This window comes from Salinigranum rubrum, assembly GCF_002906575.1.
In the GTDB taxonomy this organism is placed as follows: Archaea; Halobacteriota; Halobacteria; order Halobacteriales; family Haloferacaceae; genus Salinigranum; species Salinigranum rubrum.
Genome location: NZ_CP026309.1, coordinates 94790 through 114342 on the forward strand (window position 1 = coordinate 94790; position 19553 = coordinate 114342).

The 19553-nt window shown below is 67.9% G+C and carries 16 protein-coding genes; 7 read left to right on the top strand and 9 right to left on the bottom strand.

Features of this window, described 5'->3' with window-relative positions; all coding sequences use genetic code 11:
* Positions 1-42: 42 nt before the first annotated feature.
* The 3 genes from C2R22_RS00495 to C2R22_RS00505 form a co-directional block, all read right to left on the bottom strand.
* On the bottom strand, positions 43-1383 hold the full coding sequence (locus C2R22_RS00495; RefSeq protein WP_103423831.1) for a tRNA pseudouridine(54/55) synthase Pus10: 1341 nt from the start codon (positions 1381-1383) through the stop codon (positions 43-45).
* 87 nt (positions 1384-1470) lie between these two features.
* Entirely contained in the window at positions 1471-2040 is a 570-nt protein-coding gene (locus C2R22_RS00500; RefSeq protein WP_103423832.1) for a DUF4112 domain-containing protein, read from the bottom strand.
* Positions 2037-2315 carry a hypothetical protein gene (locus C2R22_RS00505; protein WP_103423833.1) on the bottom strand — a complete coding sequence of 93 codons (279 nt, stop codon included), beginning with the start codon at positions 2313-2315 and terminating at the stop codon, positions 2037-2039. The genes C2R22_RS00500 and C2R22_RS00505 overlap by 4 nt, the downstream gene beginning before the upstream one ends.
* A gap of 103 nt (positions 2316-2418) precedes the next feature.
* Here C2R22_RS00505 and C2R22_RS00510 point away from each other — a divergent pair, with 103 nt between their 5' ends.
* Positions 2419-3501 carry a succinylglutamate desuccinylase/aspartoacylase family protein gene (locus C2R22_RS00510; RefSeq protein ID WP_103423834.1) on the top strand — a complete coding sequence of 361 codons (1083 nt, stop codon included), beginning with the start codon at positions 2419-2421 and terminating at the stop codon, positions 3499-3501.
* 12 nt (positions 3502-3513) lie between these two features.
* On the opposite strand, the gene C2R22_RS00515 is transcribed toward C2R22_RS00510, so the two are convergent.
* On the bottom strand, positions 3514-4902 hold the full coding sequence (locus C2R22_RS00515; protein ID WP_103423835.1) for an MFS transporter: 1389 nt from the start codon (positions 4900-4902) through the stop codon (positions 3514-3516).
* A 97-nt stretch (positions 4903-4999) separates the two neighbouring features.
* On the opposite strand from C2R22_RS00515, the gene C2R22_RS00520 reads away from it, so the two are divergent.
* On the top strand, positions 5000-5785 hold the full coding sequence (locus tag C2R22_RS00520; protein ID WP_103423836.1) for a competence/damage-inducible protein A: 786 nt from the start codon (positions 5000-5002) through the stop codon (positions 5783-5785).
* 9 nt (positions 5786-5794) lie between these two features.
* On the opposite strand, the gene C2R22_RS00525 is transcribed toward C2R22_RS00520, so the two are convergent.
* The 4 genes from C2R22_RS00525 to C2R22_RS00540 form a co-directional block, all read right to left on the bottom strand.
* Entirely contained in the window at positions 5795-8044 is a 2250-nt protein-coding gene (locus C2R22_RS00525; RefSeq protein WP_103423837.1) for a PAS domain-containing protein, read from the bottom strand.
* Positions 8045-8186: 142 nt separating this feature from the next.
* Positions 8187-10238, bottom strand: coding sequence for a DEAD/DEAH box helicase (locus tag C2R22_RS00530; protein ID WP_103423838.1), 2052 nt, complete (start codon positions 10236-10238; stop codon positions 8187-8189).
* Between the two features lie 235 nt (positions 10239-10473).
* Positions 10474-11235, bottom strand: a complete 762-nt coding sequence (locus C2R22_RS00535; RefSeq protein WP_103423839.1) for a ferritin-like domain-containing protein — start codon at positions 11233-11235, stop codon at positions 10474-10476.
* Positions 11236-11495: 260 nt separating this feature from the next.
* Complete coding sequence (locus C2R22_RS00540) at positions 11496-11894, bottom strand: cupin domain-containing protein (protein ID WP_103423840.1); 399 nt, start codon at positions 11892-11894, stop codon at positions 11496-11498.
* Between the two features lie 301 nt (positions 11895-12195).
* On the opposite strand from C2R22_RS00540, the gene C2R22_RS00545 reads away from it, so the two are divergent.
* Positions 12196-13365 (top strand): CBS domain-containing protein, encoded by a 1170-nt coding sequence (locus C2R22_RS00545; protein ID WP_103423841.1) that lies wholly within the window; start codon positions 12196-12198, stop codon positions 13363-13365.
* Between the two features lie 85 nt (positions 13366-13450).
* On the opposite strand, the gene C2R22_RS00550 is transcribed toward C2R22_RS00545, so the two are convergent.
* Positions 13451-14923, bottom strand: coding sequence for an amidase (locus tag C2R22_RS00550; protein ID WP_103423842.1), 1473 nt, complete (start codon positions 14921-14923; stop codon positions 13451-13453).
* 142 nt (positions 14924-15065) lie between these two features.
* On the opposite strand from C2R22_RS00550, the gene C2R22_RS00555 reads away from it, so the two are divergent.
* The 4 genes from C2R22_RS00555 (at position 15066) to gdhB (ending at position 19524) form a co-directional block, all read left to right on the top strand.
* On the top strand, positions 15066-15899 hold the full coding sequence (locus C2R22_RS00555; protein WP_216824774.1) for a hypothetical protein: 834 nt from the start codon (positions 15066-15068) through the stop codon (positions 15897-15899).
* Positions 15900-15973: 74 nt separating this feature from the next.
* Complete coding sequence (locus tag C2R22_RS00560; RefSeq protein WP_103423843.1) at positions 15974-16555, top strand: NAD(P)/FAD-dependent oxidoreductase; 582 nt, start codon at positions 15974-15976, stop codon at positions 16553-16555.
* Positions 16556-17051: 496 nt separating this feature from the next.
* Entirely contained in the window at positions 17052-18230 is a 1179-nt protein-coding gene (locus tag C2R22_RS00565; protein ID WP_103423844.1) for a M24 family metallopeptidase, read from the top strand.
* Positions 18223-19524 (top strand): glutamate dehydrogenase GdhB, encoded by a 1302-nt coding sequence (gene gdhB / locus C2R22_RS00570; RefSeq protein ID WP_103423845.1) that lies wholly within the window; start codon positions 18223-18225, stop codon positions 19522-19524. The genes C2R22_RS00565 and gdhB overlap by 8 nt, the downstream gene beginning before the upstream one ends.
* Positions 19525-19553 lie beyond the last annotated feature (29 nt).

Genomic DNA, 19553 nt, shown 5'->3' on the forward strand with positions numbered 1-19553 from the left:
AACCGTTGTCGGTACTGCCGGGCTATCGGGGTCGGTTTCCGCCTACTCGTCCGTCTCGGCGACGGCTTCGGGTTCGGCCTCGTCCGCGTCCGTCCTCCGCTCGTCCCTGAAGTACGCCTCGTCCTCGAACGCCTCGCTCTCGCCGTAGACGCCGACGACGTCGAGCGCCGTCACCTCCGCGCCGACGCCGAGGAGGCCGGCCAGACTCGGCTCCGTCCGGCCGTCGTCGCCCGAGACGAGTTCCTTGATGTACAGTCCCCCCTGCCCGTGGAACTCGACGGTCGCGTGCGTCTCGTCCTCCCACTCGCCGGCGGCCTCGTACACCTCCCGGGTCCGGGTGAGGTTCGCCCGCCGGTGGTCGACGCGCTGTGGCGTGTACTGCTCGATGATCGCGCCTTCGAGGTCCGAGAGCGCCGCTCTCAGCGCGTCTTGGGAGATAGAAGAATCGAACTCGACCTCCGCGCGGTAGCGCTTCGAGGCGTCCAGTTCCTTCACCCGCTCGACCATCTCGTACGTCGCCAGCCGTAGCCCCTCGACCTCCACTCGACCCTCGGCGTGGTCGTTCACCACGCGTTCGAGGGGCTCGACGTTCACCGTCCGCCGCTTCGGCTCGCGCACCTCGACGACGAACGGGCGGCCCGTCCCGAGCATCCGCGCGTCGACGTCCTCGCGCCCGGCACCGTGGAACGTCGCCTCGCTCCCCTCCATCGCCTCCCGAATCGGCGGCGCGACGAGTCCCTCGACGCTCGCCTGGTACAGATAGCCTGTGCCGTCACACTGTGGACACTCCCGGCTCTCGCCGAGGACGCCCCGGCCGTCACACCGGCCGCAGGGCCACTCGGTCTGGGGGATGTCCCGTTCGAGCTTCCGGTAGCGCCCGTAGACGAACGCCGAGTTGACCGTCGCCTCTACTCGACCCTCTTCGATGTCGAGGAGGAACTGGACGTCGGGCCGACCGAACTCGACCTCGGTCTCGGTGAGCCGTCCGACCCGCTTGCCGACCTCGCGGTTGAACTCGGACTTGAAGAGTTCGCCGGCGTCGGCGGCGAGGCCGGCTTCCTCCCTGAGAAGTAGCTCGTTCTCCTCGACGAGCGGTGGGGTGCGCGTCCCGACCTGATACGTCTCGAACTCGACGCCCTCCACGGCGTTCACAGCGCGCTCGGCCCACGCGTCGAACCGCGCGCACTCGCCCTCGCAGACCCAACACTCCTCGGTAACGGGCTCGAACGGCTCGTCGTCCGCGAGGGCGGCGGCGACACGGAGCGACCGCCCGCGCTCGGCGTTCGTCAGCCCGAAGCTCCGGTCGGCGAAGACCCGGCCGAGACAGGCGTCACAGACCGGCCCCGCCCCGTCGAGCGCCCGGGCGTCGTCGAGAACACTCATACCCGAAGGTGTGTGGGGGGAAGTAACTGTCTTGCGTTGCCTGTCTCGGCGTCTCACACCCCAGCACGTCCGTCGCCCGTCTCGACGTCACACGACGCCGACCCGCACCAGCGCCCACCACGCCGCGACGCCGACGCCGACCCCCACGAGGACGAGAAGCAGCGTCAACAGCGCGGTGACGACGACGACGTACCGACGGTCCAGGCTCGCTCCCTCTGGCTCGTCGAGTCGCGTCGCTGCGAGCCGAACGTTCCGCGTGTTCGCCTTCCACACCGCGTCGAAGACGTCGCCCACGAGGGGCAGTGACCCGAACACCGCGTCGACGACGAGCACGAGGAGCATCCGCGCGAGCGTCGCCCGCGGGACGCCGAGCGCGGCCGCCCGGGCGACGATGTACGCCGACGCGGCGCTCGTGGGGACGTCGCCGACGCCCGGAACCAACCCGACGAGCGGGTCGAGACCGATTCGGTAGCTCGTCCCGGGAACGCGGAACAGGTCGTCGAGGTAGTAGCTCAACCGTCCGAGCGCGAGTAGCTCCGCTCGCTCGTCGTCGTCCGCGCCCTCGACTTCGACTCCGGTGCCGACGCCGACGTCCGCGTCCGTCCCGCCGCCGGTATCGACCGCGGCGTTCGGCGCCGCACCGTCCCTTCGGCTCACCGCTCCGGCTCACCGCCGAGGAGTTCGACCGCTTCGATGCCGACCGCCGCCGCGAGGCTCGCGTCGAGGGCCGCCGCGTCCGTCTCGCAGGTGACGGTCGACCGCGCGTGGACGCGGAGGTCGTTGAGTCCCGGGCGTACCCCGGTGACGTCGAACGCCTCGACGCGCTCGACGGTCTCGACCCGGGCGAGTCGCTCGCGCGCCTCCTCGCGGAGGTCCTTCCGACCGCCGCGCGGGACCCGTAGCGTCAGCCGGGCGTCGACGGGTTCGGACATCGCCTCTCGGGTTGCCCTCGTCTCCCACGGGCAAAAAGACTCGCTGCGGTCGGCCGCGCGACCCCGGTAACTAACTACAACCGCCGCGCCGAGTCGAACGCCCATGTCCGACGACGACTCCACCACTCAGTCCCGGTCGTTTCGGTACGACGGGGAGGTCCGCCCCGGCGAGAAACGACAGTTCCGCTACGAGGTGGGCGAGACCTACCTGGGCGACCCCGTCGAGATTCCGGTGACGATCATCAACGGCGACGACCCCGGCCCGCGCGTCTGTCTGACCGCCGCGATTCACGGCGACGAACTCAACGGCGTGAAGGTGCTTCAGGAGGTCGCCGACCGCTACACGCCCTCTGAGATTCACGGCACCCTCGTCTTGCTCCACGTCGTGAACGTCCCCGCCTACCAGGCCCAGCAGCGCTACATCCCGATCTACGACCAGGACCTCAACCGCTCTTTCCCGGGCAAGGAGCGCTCCAACACCGCCGAACGGATGGCACACCGGGTGTACTCGCGCTTCGTGAGCCAGTGTGACCTCGGTCTCGACTTCCACACCTCCACCCGGAACCGGACGACGATGTACCACGTCCGCGCGGACGTCGAGAACCCCGAGACCAGACGGCTCGCGGAGGCGTTCGGCGCGAACGTCATCCTCTCGGGCGAGGGCGAGGAGAGTTCGCTCCGCGCCGTCGCCTCCCGCAACGGAACCCCGACCGTCACCGTCGAGATGGGGAAGGCCCACCGCTTCCAGTCGGGACTCGTCGACAAGGCGCTCGAAGGGGTCGAGAGCGTCCTCGCGGCGTACGACGTCTTCGACGGCGTGGTGGCGGAGCCGTCGTGGCGGAAGGTGATGGGTCCCGACGAGGAGAAACGCTGGCTCCGCGCGGAGACCGGGGGGCTCGTCGAGATGCAGTGGGGCCCCAGTCCGCTGGTCCACGAGGGCGAGACCATCTGTACCATCACGGACCACTTCAAACACGACGAGCACGTGATCGAGGCGCCCTTCACGGGCCTCATCGTCGGCGTCCTCGAGAACCCCGTCGCGCTCCCCGGCCACCCGCTCTGTCACCTCGTCCGCATCAGCAGCGAGACGCGCGCGGAGATCGAACGCCAGATAACCAGCGGCGAGTTCGACGGCTACCGCTCGCACGGACAGCGGTGGATGGCCGACGACGAGGAGGCGGAGTGAGGTCGCGGAGGGTCAGTCGGCGCGGCGTTCGGCCTCTTCGCCCGAGACGGCCGGCACGCCGACCCCGCCGTCGGCCGCGCTCACGGGGTCGGCAGGCGCTTTCGCCGCCGCCTCGCCGCCGGAGAGTATCCGCAGCGAGAACACGAGCGCCGCGCCGAGGAGGACGAGTCCCCCCGCGACGCCGAACGCGACCAGGTAGCCGAACGAGGCGGCCCACCCGCCGAGCACGCCGCCGATGCCGCCGGCGACGGCCCCGAGCGCGGTGTGGACGCCGAGCACCTCGCCCCGGACGCTCGGCGGTGCGAGCCGAGTGACGATGGCGGTGCCGATGACCGCGATGAACGCCCAGGTCACCCCGATGGCGGCGAGTCCCACGCCGGCCGCGACCAGCCCGACGACGAGCGCGCCGAGACCGGTCACGACACCGACAACCGGAAACAGCAGCCCGCGGGCGGCGAGCGCCCCCGACTGGAGGAGTCGGACGTCGTATCGCGTGGCGAACCGCCCCGCGCCCTCGTAGAGGACGGCGGAGCCGACGCTCGACGCGAGGTAGAGCGCGAACACCTCTCCCGACCCGAAGCCGAGGTCGGTGAAAAACAGCGGGAGCGGCGCCCAGAACGCGGCGAACCCGGTGAAAAACAGCGTGGCCGCGGCCAGATACGTCGCGAGCGCCGGGTTGAGTCTCCCCGCGAGTCGGCGCGGGTCGATGCCCCGCGTCGTCCAGTACAGCCGGTTCGGCGAGAACGCGAACGTCGCGCCCTTGACGCCGCGCCGCGAGTTCGAGAGGAGGCGAGCCACGCGCCGGATCCGTCGCTCGCTCGTGACGTGGTCCGCCGGCGCCGGGTTCGGCAGCGACCCCGCCGCACCGAGCGTGCTCACCCCCGCACAGGCGGCGAGCAGCCAGAACAGCGCCCGTGTGACCGCGTCAGTGCCGACGAGCGGTGTCGCCACGAGCGGCCAGACCGTCCCGAGGACGAGGCCCCCCGCCCAGCCGTACCCCTGGTACTTGTTGAGGCGGCCGATGCGTTCGCTCCACGCGGATTCGGGAGCGTCGTCGACGACGAGCATCGTCAGGACCGGCGCGACCGACGCGACGACGAGCCACAGCACCGCGTTCGCGACGATGATCGCCGCGATGCTCGACAACAACGGGACCATCGCGAGCGCGACGGCCACACCCGCGAGCGTGAGCAACACCAGCGCCCGCCGGCGTTCGACCCGGTTGGCGAGTCGTCCGAACGCGATGGCACCCGGCGCGCCGATGACGGCCGCGCTGGCCGCGAGAATCCCTAGCTGTACCGGCGTCGCTCCCAACTCGACGATGTAGAGCGGGACGAGGAGCGAGGCTCCGCCGAACGCGACCGACCCGATCCCCCACGCGTAGAGCCACCGTTCGGTCATACATCAGAGGAGGTGAACGTCTCCGAAAAGTGTTGTCGGTTCTCGTTCCCTCGCCGCCGCCCGTACACCTATTGCGTCGCCTCCCCTCCTCCCGTGCATGGACGTCGCACTCGTGACAGTCGGAGACGAACTCCTCGCGGGCGACACGGAGAACACCAACGCGACGTGGCTCTGCCGGCGTCTCACCGAGCGCGGTGTCACGGTCACCCGCGTCCTCACCATCCCCGACGACCGGGACGTCATCGCCAGCGCGGTCCGCGAGTTCTCCCAGGCGTTCGACGCGTGCGTCGTCACCGGGGGTCTCGGCGGGACGCCGGACGACGTGACGAAGGCGGCCGTCGCCGACGCGCTCGACCGCGACCTGGTGGTCGCCGACGACGTGAAGGCGGGTATCGTCGCGAAGGCGGAGGCTTACGCGGACCAGTACCCCGACCTCGCCGACGCGTACGACCTCGACGTCGATTTCGACGCGCAGGCGGCCGTCCCCGAGGACGCCCGTCCGCTCGTCACCGACGAGAGTTTCGGGCCGGGGTTCGTCGCCGGCAACGTCTACGCCTTTCCCGGCATCCCGGACGAACTGTACGTCATGTTCGAACTCGTCGTCGACGAGTTCGACGGCGAGGTGGTCTCCGACTCCCTCTACACTCCGGCACCCGAAGGCGCGCTGAACGACCGGCTTTCGGACGTCCGCGAGCGGTTCGACGTGAGCGTGGGGAGCTACCCGGGGAAGGGTCGGATTCCGACGCGAATCAAGGTCTCGGGTCCCCCGGCGGCCGTCGACGAGGCCATGACGTGGCTCGGCGAACACGTCGACGTGACCGAACCGCCGGAGGGAGGTTCGGGGTACGCCGACAGGCCGGGGGCCGAGCCGGAGTCACGGTGAGGCGTCAGCTCAGTCCGTATCGTCGCCTTTCGATGTCTCGACGCCGCGTATCTCGAACCGCGCCCCACCAGCCTCGCTCTCGGTGACGGAGAGTTCCCAGTCGTGGGCCATCGCGATCTGTTGGACGCTCATCAGCCCGAACCCGGACCCGGCGGGCTTCGTCGTGTACCCCAACTCGAACACGCGGTCGCGCTCGCCTTCGGGGATGCCGGGGCCGTCGTCGGCGACGTAGAAGCCGCCTCCTTCGTCGAGCATGCCGAGGGTGACGGTGACGGTCGATTCACCGTGTTCTCCGCCCTCCTCGACGGCGGCCGCATCCTCCCCCTCCGGGCGGCCGTTCGTCGAGTCGTGTTCCACGCTGTCCTCGCGAGCCTGCGAGCGAGGGCTTGTCGAGCCGTGCTCGACACTGTCGTCGGCCCATGGCCGACTGCTCGTGGAACTGTGTTCCACGCTGTTACGAAAGAGGTTCTGCAACAGTCGCATCAGCGCCTGCTCGTCGGCGCGAACGGGCCGGACGCCCTCGACGCGGAGCGTCGCCTCGGGGGTGTCGATCGTCGTCCAGACCGTCCGCGCGACGCGACCGATGTCGACGACGCTCTGGTCGCCGACGAGGCTCCCCTCCCGCATGACCGTCGCGAGGTCGTCGACGAGCGCCTCGACGCGGGCGAGCGACTCCTCGGCCGCGTCGAAGTGTTCGTCCGCCCCCGTTTCGCGGGCCAGTTGCAGACGGCCTCGAAGCGCCGCCAGCGGCGTCCGGAGGTCGTGTGAGAGGACGTCGCCGAACGTCTCGATCCACTCCGTCCGCTGGTCGAGTCGTCGCTCGGTCGCCTTCTGCTCGCCGATGTCGCGGAAGTACACCGACAGCCCCGTCTCGGAGGGGTACAATCGGACCCGAAACCACGCGTCGAGCGGTGGGTAGTACTCCTCGAACGCGACCGTCTTCTGGGTCTCCATGGCGCGCTTGGCTTCCCGTTCGAAGACGGTGTCGACCTCCTCGGGGGACGTCTCCCAGACGCACGTTCCGAGCAGTTCCTCGACGGAACGACCGGCCAGTTCCGCGGCCCGTTCGTTGACGTACGTGTAGCGCCATTCCCGGTCGAGCGCGAAGAACGCGTCCGACACCCGCTCGAACACCGCCTCGTTCTCCCGCCGCGTCTCGACGTGCTCGGTTACGTCCTCCTGGAAGCCGACGAAGTTCGTGACCGTCCCCTCGTCGTCGCGGATGGGCGAGATCAACACCCGGTTCCAGAACGCCGTCCCGTCCTTGCGGTAGTTGCGGAGTTCGACCGACACGGGTTCCTCGTTGTCGATCGCCTCCCGCATCGCCGCGACGGACTCGGAATCGGTCGCTTCGCCCTGGAGAAATCGACAGTTCTCCCCGAGTATCTCCGACTCGGTGTAGCCGGTCAACCGCTCGAACCCCTCGTTCGCGTAGACGATGCCGTTGTCCGAAAGCGACGGGTCGGTCACGACGATACCGAACGGTGCGGTCTCCATCGCCCGACTCCTCACGAACAGGTCGTGCTCGCGGCGCTCGTCGGCCGAGATGTCCCGGACGGTACAGACGAGTTCGTCGCCGGCGGTCCGCGAGACGGCGACGTCGGCGAGCAACTCCGTCCCGTCGCGCCGACACATCAGCACCTCGCCCGTCCACTCCTCCTCGGCGAGGGTCGGTCGGATCTCCGTCTCGAACGTGTCGTCGACGAAGAGGTCCGCCGCTCTCCGTCCGACCACCCCCTCGTCCTCGTATCCGAACGTCTCCGCGAACGCGTGGTTGGCGTAGGTGACGGCCCCGCCGGACCCGACCAGAGCGATGCCCTCGCGGGCCGTCTCGATGGCGTCGATTCGCTGTCGCAGGGCGCGCTCGCTCCGATGTCCCGTCACCAGGTTCTCCACCCGGTTGGCGAGGACGGTGTACTGCTCCACCCCGCCGCTCTTCTGGAGGTAGTCGCTCACTCCGGCCGAGATGGCCTTGGCGGCTATCTCCTCCGACCCCCGTCCGGTGAACAGCACGAACGGGAGGTCCAGCCACCGCTCTCGGACCGCTCGAAGCAGGTCGAGTCCCGTCTCGCCGGGCATCTCGTAGTCCGAGACGACGCAGTCGAACTCCTCCGACTCGAGCCTGTCGAGCGCCGTCGGTACGTCCGACACGGTCTCGACCGTGAAATCCCCCTGTTCTTGCCGTAAGAACTGGGCGACCATCTCCGCGAACGCCATGTCGTCGTCGACGTGAAGGAGACGTATCGAGCGGTCATTCATTATTATACACGTGGGATACGGATCTGATATGCGTTGTGGGGGTTCGTTCGACGTTTCGGTCGACTTTTCCACCGCTGTGGGGTCTGCGGTCGACCGGTGGACCGATCACGACGGTTCGGTTCGGCGCGGAGTGCCGACCCCATCAGTGTTGGTCGCGCAGCTCCATCTCGGCGACGACTTCGTAGGGACCGAACCCGTTCCGGATGCAGTCAAGCAGGGTGAACGCCTCCGACGGGGTGAGAAAGTGCCGACAGACGGCGTTCCCCAGCGGGGTGGGCTCGAAGCCGTCGATGAACTCCCACTCCAGCAAGCGTCCGACCGACCGCGTCGTGTCGATGTCGCCGAGCATCCGGTCGTTCAGCCCCTTGGCGCGCTTGCCGGCGACGATGACGTTCGCGAGGGTCTCCTCGGCGGCGGCGGCCTCGTCGTAGACGGTCGCGACGTCCTCCATCTCGCCTTTCAGGAGCTTGAACGCGACTTCGTCCTCGGTCATCTCCATCGAGCCGTGGTAGGCGCCGTCGGGCTCGACGAGGAGGTACACTCTCCCCCTGTCGTGGTAGTCCGGCCTTCCTGCGCGTCCGAGCATCTGCTCGAACTCCTGGACGGAGAGCCACTCGATCCCCATCGCCAGCGAGTCGAACACCACCTGCGAGGCGGGGAAGTCGACGCCGGCGGCGAGGGCCGCCGTGGTGACGACCGCCGCGAGGTCCTGGTCGCCGAACATCCGCTCGACGCGCTTTCGACGGCCGTAGTCCAGCCCGGCGTGGTACGGCGCCGCGTCGTATCCGATCTTCCGCGCGAGTTCGTGACAGCGCCGTCGCGAGTTGGTGAAGACGATGGTCTGTCCTCGATACCCCTTCGACGACTCGCTGTCGAACTCCCGCTTGACGAGTTTGTCGATGATCCTGGCCTTCTCCTGTCCGTCGGCGAACGTGACGTGCCGCTCGATGGGGACGGGACGCTCCTCGAACTCGATGAGCGTCGCTTCGAGTCTGCGAGCGAGCCACTCGGGGTTCCCGACGGTCGCGGAGAGGTAGACCCACTGCGCCCCCTCGTACGTCTCTTTCGACCTGGCTCGGCGCTCGCAGTAGTACTTCAGTCGGGATATCATCCCGTCGAGGCGGTGGCCGCGTTCCTCCTCCTTGAGGGTGTGGACCTCGTCGATGACGACGGTGCCGATGTCGCCGAGGTTCTTCCCCGTGCGGAGCGCGTGGTCGATGCCCTCGTAGGTGCCGACGATGATGTCCGCGGAGGGGTCGAACGACGCGTTCGAGTCGGAGATGCGCGAGGCCCCCACCCGGATGGTGACGTCGGCGATGTCGCCGTACCTCTCTTCGAAGTCCTCGTGCTTCTGGTTCGCTAACGCGACGAGGGGAACGAGAAAGAGGAGTTTGCCTCTCCCCTTCAACACCCTGTCGAGGCCGGCGAGTTCGCCGACGAGCGTTTTCCCGGTCGCCGTCGCGCTCACCACGAGCTGATCCCTCCCCTCGAAGAGGCCGTTCTCGACCGACAGCGACTGGACGGGGAGGAGGGTGTCGAACCGCCCCTCCACGCGCGACTGCAGCGTCGGGTGGAGGTCAAGCGAGGACGTGGGAACGGGGTCGACGTCCTCGACAGTGGCGGAGACCTCGTCGAACTTGGTGAGTTCGGGGTTCAGCCCTCCTTGCAAGAGGTTCGTCACCTTGTCGAGGTCCTGGGTCGCGAGAAGCAGTTCTTCGAGGCGGTCCTTCGCCGCGCCCGTGATACCTCCCGAAAAGGACAGTTCGCGTTCGAGTTCGCGGCGGGCGCAGTCGGGGCAGACGTGGTCGCGGTCGGCCTTGATGGCCGTCTCTTCGGTGATGGGCGAGTAGCGCCCGTTCGAGGCGCAGTACCGGCAGGTCCGGACCGTCAGCGCCTCTAGCTGGTAACCGTCGAGCATCTCCTTCAGTCGGGTCCGAGCGTGCTTCGAGGTCTGCTGTGAGATTCGAATCCGTGCGGCGCGGCGGGCGAGTTCGACGAACTGCTGGGGGTCGCGCGGCTCCTCGGAGGAACCGCGCTTGATGCGGAACTTCGCCGGACGGGGCCCCGCGGAGGTTTCCTTCAGCTCGAGGACCGCCCGGAACACCCGCTTGCCGTCGCGCTGGACCACCACGAGGAAGTTCTCGCCCCGTTCGTGGAGGAACAGCGTGTCGACCTGCCCGACCTGCTGTGACACGCCTTCGAGTAGGAGAACGGGGTATTTCAGCGGTTCGTCTCCCGGTGGCGGTCGGACCGACTCGGCGAGATACTCCCGAAAAATTCGTGTCGAAACGGGCGAGCCGCACGCCCGTCGTTCTCCTCTCCTCTTCGCCTCCTCTCTCTTTTCTCTCCTCTCCTCTTCTCTCCTCTTCGCCTCCTCTCTCTTTTCCTCGCCCTCTCCTCGCGCCCTCCGAATGCGCGCAGCGGTGTGCCTACTCGACGATGAACTGCCCGGCGACGTCGAGGATCTCGTCCATCGACTGCGCCTCGTCGAACGCGTCGGGGAACGGCACGCCGCCGTTGAGCAGGTTGAGATACGAGGCGTGGCGGGCTTCGACGGTGGCGACGGTCGCCGCGGCCGTCTGGAGGTCGGGGCTCTCGATGAGGTCGAGCGCCCCCGCGTACGCCATCACGCCGGTGTTCTCCAGCGCCTGTGCGGTCGAGAGGAACTGCATCGGACCCATCTCGCTGTTTCGAGGGACGCCGAAGTCGTACTCGGCCGCCTGGACGGGTTCGCCGCCGAGCGTCCGGATGGCGGTCGTCAGCACGTCCACGTGGGTCGACTCGTGCTCGCCGATGAGCTGGATGTTGTCGTACACCTCGTTGAGGAGTTCCTCGGGGAACCGCTGGAGCGGCTCCGCCGACATCACCGTCTCCCGGCTGAGAATCGCGTCGCGGTAGAAGGCGTTTTCGAGGTGTTCGAGCGTCAGCGCGTAGTTGAGGACGTCGACGTCGGTTCCGGCCTGGCTGAACGGGTTCTCCTCTCCCATTCCGCTGCCACGGCCGTTTCCGGACTCGCCCTCGTGTTCGTCCGCGCTCGCGAGGCCGCTCGCGCTGAGCGCCCCCGCACCGAGCGCGGCGGAACCGGCGAGGAAGCCGCGTCGTGAGGTCAGTTGGTCTCGGACTCGCGCGATGACGCGCGCGAACTCCGGGCTGGACTGTGGGTCGTCGGTCGGGGACTCGTCGTCTGTCATGGTTCTGCGGCGTGTCGCCGCGACTACTGCTCTCTCGACTGATATGAAAGCGGTTTTCCGAGTTCTAACCGGGTTCTCACCCAATTCTCTTCGGAGTCAGTAGCGGTGAATTTCACGACATTGAGACGTTCTGTGCGGTCCTCCCGCCTCGTCCTTCGATAGACTACACCCGCTGAAAACACGTTCCGAACCCCTGTCATAACCCCGTCTGGTCGACGGTACGTGTCCGTCTCCGTCGGGGTTCTCGAACGCGGCTCGACTCAGCGGTCGTCGTCGACGAGTTCGATGGCGTCGTCGCCGTTGGGTACCGCACAGATGAACGCACCCTCCTCTTCGCCCGTGTTCCGGTACCAGTGGACCGTGCCGGCGGGAATGAGAAGCGAGTCGCCCGCCTCGACCGAGAACTCCTCGTCGCCGATGCCGACCGTGTACTCGCCGGCGAGGACGTACTGTTCGTGTTCGACCTCGTTGGTGTGTCTCGGCACTTCCGCGCCCGGCGCGAGCGTGAACCGCCGGATTGCGAAGTGTGGCGCGCCGTCGGCTTCTGAGACCAGGACGCCTTTCTTCATCCCCGTTGCCGCACTCACGTCCTCGTACTCGATTTCTTCTGCGCGTCGCACGAGCGGCTGTGGTTCGGTGTCGGTGGTGGTTTCGCTCATGGGATAGACCACGTCGCGGCCGGTGTAAGGTCTGTCGCCGGAAGGGTGGCTAGTTTCGGTTCGACTTCTCCCCGTGAGGCGGGTTCCGACACGAGGTGTACGGCTGTCCCGAGCGGCTGGTGTGGTGCAGGAGGTCTGACGAGCAGGGTCGGGAGGACGAGGCTGCGGTTCACCGTGCCCGTGTACTGTGCGGACGTTCCCTGGAGCCACCTGTTTATCAATCGCTCCTCCCCCGTCCGACGGCACGACGTTCTCACGGCAGACACGTCCGTTTAAGAACCTCAACCGATTACCTACTCGTATGCGAGGAATCCGTATCGGGAGCGCGTTCGGAATCCCCATCCGTCTCGACGTCACCTTTCTCCTCGTGCTCCCGCTGTTCGCCTGGCTCATCGGCTCCGACATCGCGAACCTGACGGGGGTGATAAACGGCCTCTTCGGGACCGCAATCGCGCCGGACCCGCTCACCGCCGGGTCGATGCGGTGGGTGCTGGGGAGCGCCGCCGCCCTCGGGCTGTTCTTCGGCGTCTTACTCCACGAGTTCGGCCACTCGCTCGTCGCGATGCGCTACGGCTACGAAATCGAATCCATCACCCTCTGGCTCTTCGGCGGGGTCGCCCGCTTCACCGAGATTCCCGAAGACTGGAAGCAGGAACTGAACATCGCCGTCGCGGGTCCGGTCGTGAGCGTCCTCGTCGGCGTCGTCTCCTACGTCGGCTTCGTCGCGCTCCCGTTGGGCGATCCGGTGCAGTTCGTCCTCGGCTACCTCGCGCTGACGAACGTCGCGCTCGCGGTGTTCAACATGCTCCCGGGCTTCCCGATGGACGGCGGGCGCGTCCTCCGCGCGCTCCTCGCGCGCAACCGTCCGCACGCCCGCGCGACCCAGTTGGCGGCCGAGGTCGGCAAGGTGTTCGCGTTCCTCCTGGGGCTGTTCGGCCTCTTCGCGAACCTGTTCCTCGTCGCGCTCGCCTTCTTCATCTACATGGGCGCGTCCAGCGAGGCCCAGCAGACGGTGATGAAGGCGGCGTTCCAGGACGTCATCGTCCGCGACATCATGACGCCCCGCGAGGAACTCCACGTCGTCGACGAGCGCACCTCCATCGCCGAACTCCTCGAGCGGATGTTCCGCGAGCGTCACACCGGCTACCCAGTGATGCGAAACGGGCACCTCGTCGGGATGGTGACGCTCGACGACGCCCGCGAGGTGCGCGAGGTCGAACGCGACGCCTACCGCGTCGACGACGTGATGGCGGACGAACTCGCGACCATCGCGCCCGACGCCGACGCGATGGAGGCCATCACGATGATGCAGCAACACGGCGTCGGTCGTCTCCCCGTCGTCCAAGACGGCGAGTTCGTCGGCCTCGTCTCCCGGTCGGACCTCGTCACCGCGTTCAACATCATTCAGTCCCGCGGGTCGCTCGATTCTCTCGGGCGAGAGCCGTCGCTCGACGTCCGCCCCGGTCCCTAACACGGTCCTGCGTCCTCCCCCGTTGTTCCGCTTCGTTCGAGCGAGGCTCTTCGACCCGCTCTCTCGACGACCGGTGCCGCAGACGTCACCGGGGCGGGTAGGCGTCGTGCCAGGGGCGGACGCGCTCGAACGCGCCGCTCGCCGCGAACACCGTCTCGTCGTCGAACCGGTCGCCGACGAGCTGCATCCCCACCGGGAGACCGTCAGTGAAGCCCGCCGGGATGGACGCCGCCGGATGGCCCGTGAAGTTGATGGGGTAGGTGAGACACCAGCCGATGAGCGGGTCGACCGGTTCGCCGTTTATCTCCGAGGGGCCGACGGTCTGTCCCGTCCCTCCGTCGTCGTTCTCCACCGGTGGGACGGCGAGCGTCGGCGTCACGAGGAGGTCGTACCCCTCGACGGTGAAGACGTCCTGGACCGCGTCGTACACCTCGGTCCGGAGGTGCTCGTCGCGCTTGTAGTCGATGACGGACTGGTCGCGCGTCTCCTCCAGCAGGTCGGCGAACTCGGGCGTGAGGTCGTCCCGATGGTCGCCGAGGAGGTCCAGCCCCTCGTCTTTGAACCCCTCGACGGCCGAGTGGTACAGCATCCCGATTTCGCGTATCCACAGGTCGGCCAGCTCTAACTGGTCGTGGGTCAGTCCGAGCGACACCTCGTCGACGGTCGCCCCGGCCGTCTCGAACGCGGTCACCGCGTCGTCGACGACCGCTCGAACCCGGTCGTCGACGGGGAAGATGTCGAAGTCGGGGCTGTACGCGACTTCCAGCCCCTCGATTCCCCGACGGACGGCCCCCTGGAAGTCGTGTGGCTCCTCGGGCACGCTCAGCGGGTCGCGCGGGTCGGGGCCGGTCATCACGTCGAGCATCAGCGCGGCGTCCTCGACGGTCCGGGTCAGCGGGCCGGCGTGGATGGTCGGGGTGTGCGAGAGGAACGCGTCCGGGCGGATGGCCTGGGCGACCCGACCGTAGGTCGCTTTGAAGCCGTACACGCCCGACCACGCCGCGGGGATGCGCACCGACCCGCCGCCGTCGGAGCCCTGCGCGATGGGGACGAGGCCGTCCGCGACGGCGGCCGCGCTTCCACCCGAGGACCCGCCCGCGTTCCGGTCGAGGTCGAACGGCGTGCTCGTCGGGCCGAAGAGCCGGTTGTCCGTCGTTCCCTTGTGTCCCATCTCCGGCGTGTTCGTCTTCCCCAGGACGATGGCCCCTGCCTCCTCCAGCCGTCGGACGTACGTCGCCGACTCCTCGGGAACGAACTCCGCGAACGGGACCGATCCCATCGTGTTCCGCACCCCGGCCTTGAAGTCGAAGAGGTCCTTGACGGCGATGGGAACGCCGTGGAGCGGGCCGAGTTCCTCGCCGCGACGCACCGCGGCCTCCGCCTCCTCCGCACGCTCGCGCGCGTCGTCGCCCAGCACGGTCACGAACGCGTTGATGTCCTCGTTCCGCGCGTCGATGCGTTCGAGACACGCGTCGACGACGTCGACCGGTGAGAGGTCGCCCCGTCTGATCCGCGATGCGAGTACCGCTGCCGACGTGTACGCGAACGTGTCTGCCATTGCCTCTCACACTTCGACGTGTAGTGACAAAAATACAACTGCTCCTCGCAGGGGAGACACCGCGGTTCACGCTCGCATCTCCACCGGAGGGGCCGACCAGCAACCCTTAACATCCGTTCGGGTGACTGTCCATCCAACACCGATGTCCCTGGATATCTCCGACGCCCTCTCGGACGGACTCGACCGCACGTTCCAGCGAAACGGTCTCCTCCTCGCCGTCGTCTTCGTCGTCTTCGGCATCGCCGACGCCGTGGCCGGCCAGACGCTCGCGGCGGCCACCGCCCGTTTCGTCGAACAGACCGTCAGCCAGTTCCCCTCCGACGCCTCGCCCGCTCCGACCACGACCCTTCCGAGCGCCGAAGCGACGCCGCTGTCGCTCCCGCTTCCGCTCCCGGTCGCGCTCGGCCTCGTGGCCGTCCTCGCGTTCGTCGCCGAGGCGGTTCGCATCGTCGCCGTCCGGACGCTCGTCAGCGACGAGACCGAGACGATTCCCGACGAGTTCGTCTCGCGGAACCTCCTCTCGGCGACGCTCAACGGCTTCGTCGGGGGCCTCGTCGTCCTCATCCTCGTCGGCGTCGGCCTCCTCTTCCTCGTCGTGCCCGGGGTGTTTCTCGCCCTCTCCTTCTTCTTCGTCCGCCAGGAAATCGCCGTCGAGGACAAGAACTTCATCGACGCGCTCTCGGCGAGCTGGGAGCTCACCTCGGGCCACCGCCTCCAACTGTTCGGCCTCGCGCTGGTCGTCTTCGTCATCGGCCTCGTGGTGACCGGCGTCGGGAGCCTCGTCGGCTTCGTCGGCATCCCGCTTCTCACCACTGTCGTCACCGTCCTCCTCGGGTCGGTGACGACCGTCTTCGGCGTCGCCGTCACCTCCCGAGCGTACGTCCAGCTCACGGAGGAGGCGAACGTCGAAGCCGACACCGACGCCGCCGACAGCCTCGGTGCGGACGAAGAGAGCGAGTGGAAGTACGACCCTTAGCGCGTCCGTCGGCGGACAACTCACACTGCCCCGAACTTTGCTTTTATCACCGTGGCGCTCGAACAAAATACCGTATGACGGACGTACTCGTCGTCGGCGGCGGTCCCGCCGGCCTCACCGCCGCACTGTTCACCGCGAAGAACGGCCTCGACACCGTGGTGTTCGACACGGACGGCACGTGGATGCACAAGGCACACCTGTTCAACTACCCGGGCATCGGCTCCGTCGACGGCTCGAACTACATGTCGATCCTCCGCGACCAGGTCGACGACTTCGGCGTCGAGCGCAACCAGGCGGAAGTGACATCCGTGAACGCGACCGACGGTGGCTTCACCGTCACCACCGACGACGGCGAGCACAGCGCCGACTACGTCGTCCTCGCCACGGGCGCGAACCGTGACCTCGCGGAGGACCTCGGGTGTGCGTTCACGGACGACGTCGTCGACGTCGGCGTGACGATGGAGACGAGCGTCGAGAATGCCTACGCCACCGGTGCGATGGTCCGCGTCGAAGAGTGGCAGGCGGTCATCTCCGCGGGCGACGGCGCCGCGGCCGCACTCAACATCCTCTCGAAGGAGAAGGGCGAGAACTTCCACGACTTCGACGTGCCGGCGACGGCCGACGAGGTCATGGGCTCGCTCGTCGACGAGGCGTGAAGCCAACCCCCTGAGTATCCAACCCGTTTTGTCGAATCGGGCGAAAAGGCGGTGACGACCGACGAGTCGGTCGACCGGCGCCGCTTCGTCGGTGTCGTCCCGTCGGTCTGCACCGTCCGGTCTCTAGACCGGTCAGCCGACCATACTACCGACCGAGCCGTCGATTCTCCGGTTCAGTCACTGTCTCTCCGGTTCAGTCACTGTCTCTCCGGTTCAGTCACTGTCTCTCCGGTTCAGTCACTGTCTCTCCGGTTCAGTCACTGTCTCTCCGGTCCAGGCGCCGTCTCTCGACGGGATTCCGATTGGGCTCTCGTCTCGATGCCCGGTCCCTCTTCGGTCGAACCACTCCGCCGATTCGCAATCGAGATGTAGAAGTAATTGTATTCGTGGCGTCGATCCGTCGCCGGGATACCCGACCGGCCGACCCCCCGCACTCGTGCTCACCCACACAACACTTTTGACAGCGGTTCACGAAACGGGTAAGCGAGCCGTTACCATGCCCGAGGCTGTCTTCGACAGGAGTGAGTACGAGCGGCGTATCGCCCGGACGAAAGAGCAGTTGCGCGAGCGCGGGCTGGACGCGGTGTTCGTCACCGACCCGGCGAACATGAACTACCTGACGGGGTACGACGGGTGGTCGTTCTACGTCCACCAGGGGGTCGTCGTCACGCCCGACCGCGACGAACCGGTCTGGATCGGCCGTCAGATGGACGCCAACGGCGCGCGGGCCACGACGACCCTGGCCGAAGAGAGCATCCGCCCGTACAGCGACGACCACGTCCACTCGCCGTACGACCTCCACCCGATGGACTTCGTCGCCGAGGTGCTGGAGGACCTCGGCCTCGACGAGGGCCGCATCGGCCTCGAGATGGACGCGTACTACTTCACGGCGAAGTCGTACACTCGGTTACAACAGAACCTCCCCGAAGCCACGTTCGATGACACGACGCTCCTCGTGAACTGGCTCCGGGTGAAGAAGTCCGACCGGGAAATCGAGTACATGCGGCAGGCCGCGCGCATCTCCGAGAACGCGATGCAGGCCGGCCTCGACACCATCGCCGAGGGCGTCCCGGAGTACGAGGCCGCCGAGGCCATCTACTCGGCGCTCATCGAGGGCACGGGGGAGTACGGCGGCGACTACCCCGCCATCGTCCCGCTGATGCCCTCGGGCGACCACACCGGGACGCCACACCTGACGTGGACCGACCGGCCCTTCGAAGACGGCGACCCGGTCATCATCGAACTCTCGGGCTGTCGGCACCGCTACCACTCCCCGCTCGCGCGGACCACGTTCGTGGGCGACCCGCCCGAAGAGGTTCAGGAGACGGCCGACATCGTCGTCGCCGGGATGGAGGCGGCCCTCGACGCCGTCGAACCGGGCGTCACCTGCGAGGCCGTCGAGAAGGCCTGGCGCGACGAAATCGCGAAGCACGACGTCGAGAAGGAGGATAGAATCGGCTACTCGATGGGGCTCGGCTACCCCCCGGACTGGGGTGAACACACCGCGAGCCTCCGCCCCGGCGACGAGACCGTGTTGGAGGAGAACATGACGTTCCACACGATTCCGGGGCTGTGGTTCGACGACTTCGGCGTCGAACTCTCGGAGACGTTCCGCGTCACGTCCACCGGAGCGGAACCGCTCGCTGACTTCCCACGACGGCTGTTCACTGCCTGACCATGCCCCCGTCGAGCACTCCCCGACCACGGCCGAGGGGAACGACGACGAACCGAGTTCCGCGCTGGCGACCGCCCGGCGACAACTCGAACGGGCGACCACGCACACCGACGTCGACGAGGGCGTCGTCGAGCGGCTGAAGCACCCGACGAAACTCACCCGGGTGTCCGTCCCGCTCCGTCGTGACGACGGCTCGCTGGAGGTGTTCACGGGCTACCGCGCCCAGCACGACGACGTCCGCGGTCCGTACAAGGGCGGCCTGCGTTACCACCCGGAGGTCGACGCCGAGGAGTGTATCGGTCTCTCGATGTGGATGACCTGGAAGTGCGCCGTGATGGACCTGCCGTTCGGCGGTGGGAAGGGCGGTGTCGCCGTCGACCCGCGGACGCTCTCGTCTGGGGAGCGCGAACGACTCACCCGGCGGTTCGCCGAGGAGATCCGCGACGTGATCGGGCCGAAGACGGACGTCCCCGCCCCGGACATGGGGACCGACGCCCAGACGATGGCGTGGTTCATGGACGCGTACTCGATGCAGTCCGGCGAGACCACGCCCGGCGTCGTCACCGGAAAACCGCCCGTCATCGGCGGCTCTCACGGGCGCGAAGGGGCTCCCGGTCGGTCGGTCGCCATCGTCACCCGCGAGGCCGTCGACTACTACGACTGGGACCTCTCCGACGTGACCGTCGCCGTCCAGGGGTTCGGGAGCGTCGGCGCGCCCGCCGCGCGTCTCCTCGACGAGTGGGGTGCGACGGTGGTGGCCGTCAGCGACGTCGACGGCGCCATCTACGACCCCGCCGGTCTGGACACGAACGACGTCGAGGCGCACGACGAGCGACCCGGCATGGTCTCGGGGTACGACGCGCCGGAGACGCTCACGAACGCCGAACTGCTCGAACTCGACGTCGACGTGCTCGTCCCGGCGGCCGTCGGCAACGTCGTCACGACGGAGAACGTCCACGACGTCTCGGCGGACATGGTCGTCGAGGGAGCCAACGGCCCGACGACGTTCGCCGCCGACGCCGTCCTCGAAGAGCGAGACGTCCCGGTCATCCCCGACATCCTCGCGAACGCCGGCGGGGTGACCGTCTCGTACTTCGAGTGGCTCCAGGACATCAACCGCCGGCAGTGGTCGCTCGACCGCGTCCACGAGGAACTCGAATCCGAGATGCTCGGCGCCTGGGACGCCGTCCGACGGGAGGTCGACGCCCGCGGCCTGACGTGGCGCGACGCCGCCTACGTCGTCGCCCTCTCGCGCATCGGCGAGGCGAAGTCGACGCGCGGGCTCTGGCCCTGAGCGACCGAACGGTAAACGCCTGAAACCCC

What these genes read in the sequence shown, in the direction of transcription:
- C2R22_RS00505 (WP_103423833.1), bottom strand. Translation starts at nt 2,315, where the DNA reads ATGTCCGAACCCGTCGACGCCCGGCTGACGCTACGGGTCCCGCGCGGC.
- C2R22_RS00565 (WP_103423844.1), top strand. Translation starts at nt 17,052, where the DNA reads ATGCCCGAGGCTGTCTTCGACAGGAGTGAGTACGAGCGGCGTATCGCC.
- C2R22_RS00560 (WP_103423843.1), top strand. Translation starts at nt 15,974, where the DNA reads ATGACGGACGTACTCGTCGTCGGCGGCGGTCCCGCCGGCCTCACCGCC.
- C2R22_RS00550 (WP_103423842.1), bottom strand. Translation starts at nt 14,923, where the DNA reads ATGGCAGACACGTTCGCGTACACGTCGGCAGCGGTACTCGCATCGCGG.
- C2R22_RS00545 (WP_103423841.1), top strand. Translation starts at nt 12,196, where the DNA reads ATGCGAGGAATCCGTATCGGGAGCGCGTTCGGAATCCCCATCCGTCTC.
- C2R22_RS00495 (WP_103423831.1), bottom strand. Translation starts at nt 1,383, where the DNA reads ATGAGTGTTCTCGACGACGCCCGGGCGCTCGACGGGGCGGGGCCGGTC.
- C2R22_RS00525 (WP_103423837.1), bottom strand. Translation starts at nt 8,044, where the DNA reads ATGAATGACCGCTCGATACGTCTCCTTCACGTCGACGACGACATGGCG.
- C2R22_RS00510 (WP_103423834.1), top strand. Translation starts at nt 2,419, where the DNA reads ATGTCCGACGACGACTCCACCACTCAGTCCCGGTCGTTTCGGTACGAC.
- C2R22_RS00555 (WP_216824774.1), top strand. Translation starts at nt 15,066, where the DNA reads ATGTCCCTGGATATCTCCGACGCCCTCTCGGACGGACTCGACCGCACG.
- C2R22_RS00515 (WP_103423835.1), bottom strand. Translation starts at nt 4,902, where the DNA reads ATGACCGAACGGTGGCTCTACGCGTGGGGGATCGGGTCGGTCGCGTTC.
- C2R22_RS00540 (WP_103423840.1), bottom strand. Translation starts at nt 11,894, where the DNA reads ATGAGCGAAACCACCACCGACACCGAACCACAGCCGCTCGTGCGACGC.
- C2R22_RS00535 (WP_103423839.1), bottom strand. Translation starts at nt 11,235, where the DNA reads ATGACAGACGACGAGTCCCCGACCGACGACCCACAGTCCAGCCCGGAG.
- C2R22_RS00520 (WP_103423836.1), top strand. Translation starts at nt 5,000, where the DNA reads ATGGACGTCGCACTCGTGACAGTCGGAGACGAACTCCTCGCGGGCGAC.